The 10850-nt window shown below is 37.9% G+C and carries 12 protein-coding genes; 5 read left to right on the plus strand and 7 right to left on the minus strand.

Features of this window, described 5'->3' with window-relative positions:
* Positions 1-36: 36 nt before the first annotated feature.
* Both ptsP and ACMZ6U_RS06850 read right to left on the minus strand, forming a co-directional pair.
* Entirely contained in the window at positions 37-1761 is a 1725-nt protein-coding gene (gene ptsP, locus ACMZ6U_RS06845; RefSeq protein ID WP_416107385.1) for a phosphoenolpyruvate--protein phosphotransferase, read from the minus strand.
* Positions 1762-1765: 4 nt separating this feature from the next.
* Positions 1766-2029 (minus strand): phosphocarrier protein HPr, encoded by a 264-nt coding sequence (locus ACMZ6U_RS06850; RefSeq protein WP_003064009.1) that lies wholly within the window; start codon positions 2027-2029, stop codon positions 1766-1768.
* Between the two features lie 392 nt (positions 2030-2421).
* Here ACMZ6U_RS06850 and nrdH point away from each other — a divergent pair, with 392 nt between their 5' ends.
* From nrdH to ACMZ6U_RS06875, 5 genes are all read left to right on the plus strand, one after another.
* On the plus strand, positions 2422-2646 hold the full coding sequence (nrdH, locus tag ACMZ6U_RS06855) for a glutaredoxin-like protein NrdH (protein ID WP_416107387.1): 225 nt from the start codon (positions 2422-2424) through the stop codon (positions 2644-2646).
* Between the two features lie 15 nt (positions 2647-2661).
* Positions 2662-3027, plus strand: coding sequence for a class Ib ribonucleoside-diphosphate reductase assembly flavoprotein NrdI (locus tag ACMZ6U_RS06860; RefSeq protein WP_416107389.1), 366 nt, complete (start codon positions 2662-2664; stop codon positions 3025-3027).
* Complete coding sequence (nrdE, locus tag ACMZ6U_RS06865) at positions 3017-5179, plus strand: class 1b ribonucleoside-diphosphate reductase subunit alpha (RefSeq protein ID WP_416107391.1); 2163 nt, start codon at positions 3017-3019, stop codon at positions 5177-5179. Before ACMZ6U_RS06860 ends, nrdE begins: the two co-directional genes overlap by 11 nt.
* 215 nt (positions 5180-5394) lie before the next feature.
* Positions 5395-6360: a class 1b ribonucleoside-diphosphate reductase subunit beta gene (gene nrdF, locus ACMZ6U_RS06870; protein ID WP_416107393.1), complete on the plus strand. Its 966-nt coding sequence runs from the start codon at positions 5395-5397 to the stop codon at positions 6358-6360.
* 158 nt (positions 6361-6518) lie between these two features.
* Positions 6519-7421: a cation transporter gene (locus tag ACMZ6U_RS06875; protein WP_416107395.1), complete on the plus strand. Its 903-nt coding sequence runs from the start codon at positions 6519-6521 to the stop codon at positions 7419-7421.
* A gap of 233 nt (positions 7422-7654) precedes the next feature.
* Here the strand turns inward: ACMZ6U_RS06875 and ACMZ6U_RS06880 are convergent, their stop codons facing one another.
* From ACMZ6U_RS06880 to ACMZ6U_RS06900, 5 genes are all read right to left on the minus strand, one after another.
* Complete coding sequence (locus tag ACMZ6U_RS06880; protein ID WP_416107405.1) at positions 7655-9055, minus strand: amino acid permease; 1401 nt, start codon at positions 9053-9055, stop codon at positions 7655-7657.
* Positions 9056-9242: 187 nt separating this feature from the next.
* Positions 9243-9992 carry a DUF3169 family protein gene (locus ACMZ6U_RS06885; protein ID WP_416107397.1) on the minus strand — a complete coding sequence of 250 codons (750 nt, stop codon included), beginning with the start codon at positions 9990-9992 and terminating at the stop codon, positions 9243-9245.
* On the minus strand, positions 9979-10206 hold the full coding sequence (locus ACMZ6U_RS06890) for a helix-turn-helix transcriptional regulator (RefSeq protein WP_416107399.1): 228 nt from the start codon (positions 10204-10206) through the stop codon (positions 9979-9981). The genes ACMZ6U_RS06885 and ACMZ6U_RS06890 overlap by 14 nt, the downstream gene beginning before the upstream one ends.
* 28 nt (positions 10207-10234) lie before the next feature.
* Positions 10235-10393 (minus strand): hypothetical protein, encoded by a 159-nt coding sequence (locus tag ACMZ6U_RS06895; RefSeq protein WP_416107401.1) that lies wholly within the window; start codon positions 10391-10393, stop codon positions 10235-10237.
* Between the two features lie 6 nt (positions 10394-10399).
* The gene (locus tag ACMZ6U_RS06900; protein ID WP_416107403.1) at positions 10400-10600 is read right to left on the minus strand and encodes a hypothetical protein; all 201 of its coding nucleotides are present in this window, start codon (positions 10598-10600) and stop codon (positions 10400-10402) included.
* Positions 10601-10850 lie beyond the last annotated feature (250 nt).

A 10850-nucleotide genomic window follows, 5' to 3' on the forward strand; every position in this document is an offset into this window, starting at 1 on the left:
CCTAAAAAGAGGTTGCCCTCTTCTTAATTGCTTGAATTATAGATATTCCTTTTGAAGTTCAAGAACTTCTTCAGCAGTTGAACATTCTGTAAGAGCACGATTTGCATACTCTTCCATTTTTGCTGAATTAAGAGTTTTCATCAAGCTACGTGTACGAAGTACAGATGTCGCTGACATAGAAAACTCGTCGAGACCCATTCCAACAAGGAGTGGTACAGCTTGCTGATCACCAGCCATCTCACCACACATACCTGCCCATTTGCCTTCAGCATGAGCTGCTTTGATAACGTTGTTAATCAAACGAAGGATTGATGGGTTATATGGTTGGTAGAGGTATGACACTTGTTCGTTCATACGATCTGCTGCCATTGTGTATTGGATAAGGTCGTTTGTACCAATTGAGAAGAAGTCAACTTCTTTCGCAAATTGGTCAGCAAGCATTGCTGCAGCTGGGATTTCGATCATGATACCCACTTGGATGTCATCAGCTACTGCTACACCTTCAGCGAGCAAGTTAGCTTTCTCCTCATCGAAGACTGCTTTTGCTGCACGGAATTCTTTAAGTAGAGCAACCATTGGGAACATGATGCGCAATTGACCGTGTACAGACGCACGAAGAAGGGCACGAATCTGTGTACGGAACATTTGATCACCAGTCTCAGAAATTGAGATACGAAGTGCGCGGAATCCAAGGAATGGGTTCATTTCATCAGGAAGATCGAAGTAAGGTAGCTCCTTATCTCCACCGATATCCATTGTACGAACCACAACCGGTTTACCGTTCATGCCTTCAAGTACAGCTTTATAGGCTTCATATTGCTCATCTTCTGTAGGGAAGTCTTGAGAATCCATGTACAAGAACTCTGTACGGTAAAGTCCTACAGCTTCGGCACCATTATTATTAACACCTTCGACATCTTTTGGTGTACCAATGTTAGCTGCTAATTCAAAGTGCTTCCCATCAGCTGTAACTGTTTGTGCATCTTTAAGAAGTGCCCATTCAGCTTTTTGTTTGGCGTAAGCTTCACCAGCTTCTTTGAAAGCTACGATTTCTTCTTGGCTTGGGTTAACGATAACTTCACCAGTAATTCCATTAACAGCCAAAACATCACCATCTTTTACAATTTCAGTAATGTTGTTAGTTCCAAGAACAGCTGCGATTTCAAGAGTACGAGCCATGATAGCTGAGTGACTTGTACGTCCACCAATATTAGTTACGAAAGCTTTAACAAAGTTTTTATCAAGTTGAGCTGTATCTGAAGGTGTTAAGTCATGCGCAATAACAATTGACTCTTCACTAATCGTTGCTGGATTCGGCAATTTCACACCAAGAAGGTGAGCCAATACACGTTTTGCAACGTCACGAATATCCGCTGCACGTTCTTGCATGTATGGGTTGTCTTCCATACCTTCAAAAAGTGTCACGAACATATCAGTAACTTCTTTCAAACCAGCTTCTGCATTAACTTGTTTCGCGCGAATTGTTTCTTTAATCTGACCAATCATTTCTGGGTCAGCAAGAACCATTAAATGAGCATCAAAAACTGATGCTGCTTCTTCACCAAGCGTATCTACGGCTTTTTCACGGATAACAGAAAGCTCGTCTTGAGACGCCGCTAGAGCTGCATCCAGACGAGCTTCCTCTGCATCTGTATCTGAAACTGAAACAGTTTCAAATGACAAATTCGGTTGAACCAATAGATATGCCTTAGCAACTGCAACACCATCAGATGCTGCGATTCCTTTAAGCATTTCTGTCATTTTCTTATGCCAATCCTTCTTTTGTCATTGTTTCTTCAATTGCTGCAAGAGCATCGTCAGCGTCTGCACCTTCTGCAGAAATTGTAACATCAGCACCTTGACCAACACCAAGACTCATAACACCCATGATTGATTTAAGGTTAACTGCTTTACCTTTGTAGTCAAGAGTGATGTCTGAAGCAAATTTGCTAGCTGTTTGAACAAGCAAAGTAGCTGGACGAGCGTGAATACCTGTTTCTGCTACAATATGAAAATCTTTAGAAGCCATGATGGTTCTCCTTTTTTCTCTTTTTAATTTTTGAGTCATCCATGATAACCCTTACAATTTCCAATTATAACACAAGGCTTTTTTTTTTTCAAGATTTTATAAGCTAGATTGAAAAAATTTACAGGATACTTTCGACCTTCTTACATCACTTATAGAAAAATCATTTTGGTTTGTTTTCAACCTATGTATCGAAGAAAAAGATCATTACTTAGCGTAAAATATTTGTTCAAAGACTAGTTCCATCTGTTTTCCTTAAGTTTTCATCACAACACAATATATTGGGGTATAAGAAAAAGATATAACTATATTTTGTGTTTTACCAGCAATAATCTATTGCATTTTGAGCTAATTTTGGGTATGCTATTGTGGTACTTAAAAAGGAGAGTTATCAAATGAGTAACATTACTATTTTTTCAAAAAACAAATGCATGCAATGCAAAATGACTAAAAAATTTCTAGAAAAAGAAGGCGTTTCATTCAAAGAAATCAACATTGACGAAGAACCTGAACACATCGAATACGTGAAAAGTTTAGGGTTTGCAGCAGCTCCAGTTATCCAAGCTGGCGATGTTGTTTTCTCTGGATTTCAACCTGCTAAACTCAAAGAAATTGTCTAAAAGTAGGTTAAGCCATTGAAGGTTGCCTTCCATACCCTTACTGGTCAGACAGCCAGATTTATCAACAAACTTGACATCGCCCAAGATGACATTATAACACTGATGCCAAGTGGGCAAACACCTCACTGTCATCATCAGTTTATTGTCATTATTCCCACTTACAATGACAATTTTGACTATGTTGAAGATTTTATTGAAGACAATCTAGCAAATTGTCACGGTATCATTGGTATCGGCAATCGAAACTTCGGCCCTGATTTTTGTCGTGAAGCTAGGGAATTAGCACAAAAATATCAGCTACCACTGCTCCATGAATTGGAATTTAGCGGTACTGTAGAAGACACTAACATAGTAAAAGGAATCTTAGCGCATGAGTCTTAAAGATTTGGGAAATGTTACTTATTTCCGTTTAAATAATGAAATTAACCGTCCCGTTAATGGACAAATTCCTTTGCATAAGGACAAAGAAGCTCTCGCAGCTTTCTTTGAAGAAAATGTCAACCCTAACATGATGCCTTTTGCTTCAATGACAGATAAAATCAACTATCTGATTGAAAATGATTACATCGAAACAGGTTTCATTAACAAGTATAGCCAAGCATTTATTGAATCCTTAGCCCAAGACTTAAAAAATGAGAATTTCCAATTTAAGTCATTTATGGCGGCTTATAAATTCCACCAGCAATATGCTCTTAAAACAAATGATGGAGAGGCTTACCTAGAAAGCATGGAAGATCGCGTGATGTTTAACGCCCTCTATTTTGCAGATGGTAATGAAGAATTGGCTCGTGATTTAGCTAAAGAAATGATTAACCAACGGTATCAACCTGCTACTCCTTCATTTTTAAATGCCGGACGTAGTCGTCGTGGTGAGTTGGTATCTTGTTTCTTGATCCAAGTGACTGATGATATGAACTCAATCGGCCGTTCAATCAACTCTGCGCTACAACTCTCACGTATTGGTGGTGGTGTTGGTATTTCCCTGTCTAACCTTCGTGAGGCTGGAGCTCCTATCAAAGGTTTTGCTGGCGCTGCATCTGGTGTGGTTCCTGTTATGAAACTTTTTGAAGATAGTTTCTCTTACTCTAACCAACTAGGGCAACGTCAGGGTGCTGGAGTGGTTTATCTCAATGTCTTCCATCCAGACATCATCTCTTTCCTTTCAACCAAAAAAGAAAATGCGGATGAAAAAGTGCGTGTTAAAACCCTATCACTTGGTGTGACTGTCCCTGATAAATTCTACGAGTTGGCTCGTAAGAATGAGGACATGTACCTCTTTTCTCCTTACAATGTTGAAAAAGAGTACGGTATCCCATTCAACTACATCGACATCACTGAGAAATACGATGAACTAGTAGCTAATCCTAAGATTGCTAAGACTAAAATCAAAGCTCGTGAATTAGAAACTGAAATTTCTAAATTACAACAAGAGTCTGGATACCCTTATATCATCAATGTTGATACTGCCAACCGTTCTAATCCAATTGATGGTAAAATCATCATGTCCAACTTGTGTTCAGAGATTCTTCAAGTGCAACAACCTAGCTTGATTGATGATGGGCAAAATTATCTCTCAATGGGAACAGATATCTCATGTAACCTTGGTTCAACCAACGTTGTAAATATGATGACCTCTCCTGATTTTGGACGTTCGATCAAAGCGATGACACGCGCCCTTACTTTCGTGACAGATTCATCAAGTATCGAAGCCGTTCCATCTATTAAGAACGGTAACGACCAAGCTCATACTTTCGGACTTGGCGCTATGGGACTTCACTCCTTCCTTGCTCAACAACACATCGAATATGGTAGTCCGGAATCAATTGAGTTTACGGATATTTACTTCATGTTGCTCAACTACTGGACACTTGTAGCTTCTAATGAAATTGCCCGTGAGCGTCAAACGACTTTCGTTGGTTTTGAAAATTCTAAGTATGCTGACGGTAGCTACTTTGACAAGTACGTTTCTGGTCAGTTTGTACCGAAATCAGACCTTGTTAAAGACCTCTTTAAAGACCATTTCATTCCTCAAACAGAAGATTGGGAAGCTTTACGTCAGGCAGTTATGGCTGATGGTCTTTACCACCAAAATCGCCTAGCTGTGGCACCAAATGGTTCTATCTCTTATATCAATGATGTTTCTGCTTCCATTCATCCGATCACACAACGTATTGAAGAGCGTCAAGAGAAAAAAATTGGTAAAATCTATTACCCAGCGGCTGGATTGTCAACAGATACTATTCCCTACTACAAATCAGCTTATGATATGGACATGCGTAAAGTGATCGATGTTTATGCTGCCGCTACTGAGCACGTTGACCAAGGTTTGTCATTGACCCTTTTTATGCGTAGTGAAATCCCAACTGGACTTTACGAATGGAAAGGTAACGACACCAAACAAACAACTCGTGACCTATCTATCTTACGTAACTACGCTTTCAACAAAGGTGTCAAATCAATCTACTATGTACGTACCTACACCGATGATGGTGATGAAGTTGGCGCTAACCAATGTGAATCTTGTGTCATCTAATAGAACACCATAATTTATTGAAGTTTGCTTAGTTTTATCACACTTTGATACACCTGATTTTCTGATTTATCCTATAGTACCTTTCATTAGCCAAATCAATATTACCGATGTTCATTGACTTTCAGCCAACTTATTTTGAAGTTGGCTGCTTGTTTATGTTAAACTATAAAGAGTCATTAAACGTCATTTTTACTATCTGTTTTTAAGGAGTCTCCATGACAAAATTTACTTATTATGAAGCCATCAACTGGAATGAAATCGAAGATGTGATTGATAAATCCACTTGGGAAAAATTGACAGAACAATTTTGGCTTGACACCCGTATCCCACTCTCAAATGATTTAGACGATTGGCGTAAACTATCTGCTGAAGAAAAAGACCTTGTTGGCAAGGTTTTTGGTGGTCTTACCCTTCTTGATACTCTTCAATCTGAGACAGGAGTTGAGGCTATCCGTGCCGATGTTCGTACCCCACACGAAGAAGCAGTCCTCAATAATATTCAGTTTATGGAATCAGTCCATGCCAAATCTTACTCTTCCATCTTTTCAACACTTAACACTAAAAAAGAGATTGAAGATATTTTCGAGTGGACTAATACCAACCCTTACCTCCAACGTAAGGCTGAAATTATCAATGAAATTTACAAGAACGGTGATGCCCTTCAGAAGAAAGTAGCTTCTACCTTCCTGGAAACCTTCCTCTTCTACTCTGGTTTCTTTACACCTTTATACTATTTGGGGAATAACAAATTAGCCAACGTCGCTGAAATCATTAAATTGATCATCCGCGATGAATCTGTTCACGGTACTTACATTGGTTACAAATTCCAATTAGGCTTTAACGAATTGTCCGAAGATAAGCAAGAAGAATTCCGTGAGTGGATGTATGACCTTCTTTATACGCTTTATGAAAATGAAGAAAAATATACGGAAACCCTCTATGACAATGTCGGCTGGACCGAGGAAGTCATGACTTTCCTTCGTTACAATGCCAACAAAGCCCTTATGAACTTGGGGCAAGATCCACTTTTCCCAGATACGGCAAATGATGTTAATCCAATTGTTATGAACGGTATTTCAACAGGAACATCTAACCACGACTTCTTTAGTCAGGTTGGTAATGGTTATCTACTTGGTAGTGTTGAAGCCATGCAAGATGATGATTACAACATGGGACTATAGGTTTCACGACTATATGAAAACATTAAATCCAGGCTATCACGCCTGGATTTTTACGTTATAGATAAGAATAGAATTTATCTGACTATTAAAAAGGTATTTGAAGCGACCTCTTAAAATTGATATACTAAATTTAAGACATTCAGACTACGGAGGTTAGCATGACACAAAAACAAGTTGAGAGACAATCCCTTATCGTATCTACGATCGGAAATTTCTTTATTGGGCTTGCAGGTCTCATTATCTATATTGTGACCGATTTAAATGCCTTGCTTTTAGATGGCGTATTCTCCCTGATAGCCTTCATCTCTACTTTAGTAGCTGTCTTTATCTCAGGTAACAGCCACCGTAAAACTGAGACATTTCCTAATGGCATATACTTTTTAGAGCCCTTATACGGCATCTTGAAATCAATCGCAACGCTTATGCTCCTGATTATTACCTTACTCGAAACAAGCGCTGCTGCCTATGCTTATTTTATCCACGGAGAAGGGCATGTCATTGAGACCGATTTGGTACTACCTTATACTATCTCGATGGTCATCCTATGCTTTGGGTTAGGATTTTTTAATCGTCAGAAAAATCGTCAAATCAATCACTTATCAACTATTATTGCTGCTGAAAGCAAAGGAAATTTTATCGATGGTCTAATTTCTGCGGGAGTGGGTATTTCTATCTTGCTACTAAAAATTATCCCGATAGAAAGTGCTCTTGGCTTCCTACATTATACTGCAGACTTTTTTATCACTTTAATTCTCGTTCTTTTTTCCTATAAAGAACCTTTAACAATCTTAACAGATTCCTTCAAAGAATTTACACAGTCACCTACTCGAAATAGGCAAATTGTTCCTGTCATCCACGATGTTTTCCAGACACATTTCAATAAATACTATCACGACTTGGATATTTTTATTTACAAGCAGGGAACTCATATCAGTGTTCGAGTCCACATCCTAGACCCAGCCAACTTAGATCTCATCTCAGAATCCGTCAATCTCAAATCCCTTATCCTTGAAGATTTACAAAATTCTTTTGAATTCGTTACTGTTGAATTTGCCTTTTAGGCATGAAAAAACCAAGTAGAGCATTAACTCTGCTTGGTTATTTTGTTTTTCTGAGATCTAGTAAAGTTTTAGTAATACTGAGGAAAACGAGAACTAGAATCCCATTTAAGATATTTTTACTAAAACTAGCACCATTATTAAAGGCATGGACTGACATCACAATATGTGCAACTGTTGCTATTATCATAAAAACAACAGCAATCAATGTTACTTTTTTAGCATCATGCTACTCCTTATTTCCCATCATTGATCGTCGAGTGTTGATAACCATAACTGAAATAAATCAAAGTTCCTAAACCTAAAGCTACTAGGAAAGCAATCCAGGTCACAGCTTGATACTGACTCATAAAGACTAGACAAATGACAATGGCAATGATCGGTAAAACAGGCACAAATGGCATTTTGAATTCGCCTTCTTTAGGCAAACCTGCTTGTTTCCGTAAAACAATGATAGCAATGGCTAAAAGCATGAGATAAGCAAGGGTTGTGATATTGACAAACTCAGCTAAACTAGCTAATGGCACCATACCAGCAAATATCATCGCTCCTACACCAGTTACTAGTGTTGCATTTCTAGGGATGCGAGATTTTTTAGTCACCTGACTGAGAGCTTTAGGAAGCAAACCGTCACGACTGATACTATAAATCGTTCTTGATAGGGCGAATGTCATGGAAATACAAACCGTAATTAAGGTGAGAATGGCAACAACTGATACATAGTTACCAGCCCAAGTCAATCCTACAGAGCGTAGTGCATAAGAGACCGCATCTGAAATATTGAGTTTGGTATAATGCACCATACCTGTTAAAATTAAGGTAACTAGCATATAAATAGCTGTCACAATCATTAATGACAAGGTAATCCCCTTAGGTACATTCTTTTGAGGGTCATGGACTTCGTCAACTGCCATGGAAATGGATTCAAAACCAAGAAAGGCAAAGAACATAATGGAGGCACCTGCAAGGATCCCTGAACGACCACCAACAGGATTTCCCCAGCCAAAAGGCGAAAATGGCGTCCAGTTATCAGGTTTTAAGAAGAAAAGACCAAGAACAATAAAGAGAGCCAAGGCTGAAAACTTGAGAACAACCAGAGCACTATTGAAACGCATGGCTTTTTTAGAATCCATGAGAACAATTGCTGTCACAAAAAGCATCACCAGAACTGGTAGAAGATCGATATACTGCCCCTTAGTTGGGTTAAAAGTGCCGTTGATTGCAGCTGGCAACTGGATACCATAATTAGCCAGCAAACCTTTTAAGTAAGATCCCCATCCTGAAGCAACACTAGAGACTGCAAAGAGAAATTCCATGATAATCAACCAGCCAGCAATCCAAGCTGGAAACTCTCCCAGTGTAGCATAAATATAAGAGTAAGCACCCCCATTAGCAGGAATGCGTGAGGCAAATTCAGCATAAAAAAGCGCAAAAATACCTACAGCAATGGCGGAAAGCGCAATGGAAATAATTAAGGCAGGACCAGCGTATTGCGCTGCACCAATACCTGTAATGGTGAAAATACCAGTTCCCACCATAGAACCAAGTCCCAGAAAGACAAGGTCAATAACCTTAAGATGACGTTTCATTTCAGTCTTATCTAGACTGGTATTTTTTTGACGAAAAATAGACACTATTTTCCCCTTCTTAATTAAAAAATTTATGATTTTCAAAAGAAAACTCAACTTATCTATTTTATCATAAAAATAGTCAAAATCACCATTAGACGAAAAAAACCAAGTTCAATTTGAACTTGGTTTTAACAGAAGATATCAATATAATCACATATTCCAGCGTTACTGTGAAATGTTAAACGACTATTAACTACTTGAAGAAGTTACGAACTGTTTTGAATTGAGCAATGTTAATGTAAAGATAAATAATCGTTAAAACACTCACTGCCAAAATTGGTGAAGTCTTGGTAAATTTACTTATAAAGAAAATAATAACATAAAGCGTAGGTATGAGTGATGTACTCAAGGTTATGAAAATCTCATAAGCAGTTTCCTTATCAGCCTGTAACTCTCCCTCATCCATCTGCATTCCATTATCCATAAGAGATTTCTTGTCTTGTAACGCTGAGATATTGGTTCCTCGAAGTTTGTTATATAACTTAACAGCATTAACTTGACTAAGCACTACTAGAACAATCAATAACAAGTCTAAACCTAGAAGCCAGTACACTTTATTCCAAGCATAAAGCGTCGACAAACATAAAATAGAAAGTAAAATAACCATACTGATATTTTGCCATATGATGACATGAGATAATCTAATATTGAGCTTGCACTCCCTTTCATCATTATCATCAGAAGATGATTTTTTTAGTAAGGGGAGCTCTTTTTTTATTTTCAGCATCATTAAACCTGTAACGAGAGTGGTGCTCAAAACAAGTGCTAGCAAACTATAGATACCTATTTTTAATAACCACAACCAATTAATGGTCATAAAGTCAAATCTCAGATAGGTTAAGATTCTAGGAATTATGCCACCAAATAAACCAACTAACATACCTCCTAGCAGCCAGAAACCAAAACTTTTTAACACACGAAGTAAACGACTATTCTTTTTCATTTTCTACCCCCTCCACTAAAGAAAACACATTTTCAACAGGCTCTTTAAACACCTGAGCAATTTTCATTGCAATAACAATTGATGGCGTGTATTCCCCTCGTTCTATCAAACTGATGGTCTGACGCGATACTCCTGCCAGTTTTGCCATTTGGGTCTGATTGACGCCATCTCTCGCTCGCAATTCTTTAAGACGATTTTTTAACATCAAGTCCAACTATCTTATTCCTTTCATCCATTTTCTTTTATGGTTGATTTAAACGAAAATACCCTTTTTGATGACAATAAAGACAAACGACAAGGGGAACAATCAGAATGCCAAGTACTTTTAAAAGTGGCACCAGAAAGCTAACAATGATAATTCCCATCATGGTACAAAGAATAACTTTAATTAGATTTTCCATAGATATTTACCTCTTTTCCGATTTTAAAAAGACAATGGACAATAAGCTAGGAAGTAAACTGGAAATGAATAGATAAATAATCATTTGATTTTTAGTCCCATTTGAAATGCCTGCATATATACCTAAAAGAAATCCTATAATAGCAAATAAAGAAATAATCTCAATAGCCGTATTATCTGAAATATTTTTTCTCAATAGTTTTTTCATGTAACTACTCCAATCTTCTTGTATCCATTTTTCAGCTAAATGATAACACATCTTTTTATTTTTGACAATGATGATAGTCAAAAAGATTATTATTTTTGTCAAAATGACATTTTTAATAGACAAAAATCGAGTAGGGACTAATTTCTAGCCCCTCTCACACCACCGTGCGTGCCGTTCGGCACACGGCAGTTCAACTAACTTTTAACGCATGCCTTTCAAGGTAATAATCCAAGCAGGAAACCAGTCCCCA

Source organism: Streptococcus pluranimalium (genome assembly GCF_047785745.1).
GTDB lineage: Bacteria > Bacillota > Bacilli > Lactobacillales > Streptococcaceae > Streptococcus > Streptococcus pluranimalium_B.

Bases quoted from the DNA above. Each gene is read 5' to 3' on its own strand.
- ptsP (WP_416107385.1), bottom strand. From the start codon at position 1,761: ATGACAGAAATGCTTAAAGGAATCGCAGCATCTGATGGTGTTGCAGTT.
- ACMZ6U_RS06850 (WP_003064009.1), bottom strand. From the start codon at position 2,029: ATGGCTTCTAAAGATTTTCATATTGTAGCAGAAACAGGTATTCACGCT.
- nrdH (WP_416107387.1), top strand. From the start codon at position 2,422: ATGAGTAACATTACTATTTTTTCAAAAAACAAATGCATGCAATGCAAA.
- nrdE (WP_416107391.1), top strand. From the start codon at position 3,017: ATGAGTCTTAAAGATTTGGGAAATGTTACTTATTTCCGTTTAAATAAT.
- nrdF (WP_416107393.1), top strand. From the start codon at position 5,395: ATGACAAAATTTACTTATTATGAAGCCATCAACTGGAATGAAATCGAA.
- ACMZ6U_RS06875 (WP_416107395.1), top strand. From the start codon at position 6,519: ATGACACAAAAACAAGTTGAGAGACAATCCCTTATCGTATCTACGATC.
- ACMZ6U_RS06885 (WP_416107397.1), bottom strand. From the start codon at position 9,992: ATGAAAAAGAATAGTCGTTTACTTCGTGTGTTAAAAAGTTTTGGTTTC.
- ACMZ6U_RS06895 (WP_416107401.1), bottom strand. From the start codon at position 10,393: ATGGAAAATCTAATTAAAGTTATTCTTTGTACCATGATGGGAATTATC.
- ACMZ6U_RS06900 (WP_416107403.1), bottom strand. From the start codon at position 10,600: ATGAAAAAACTATTGAGAAAAAATATTTCAGATAATACGGCTATTGAG.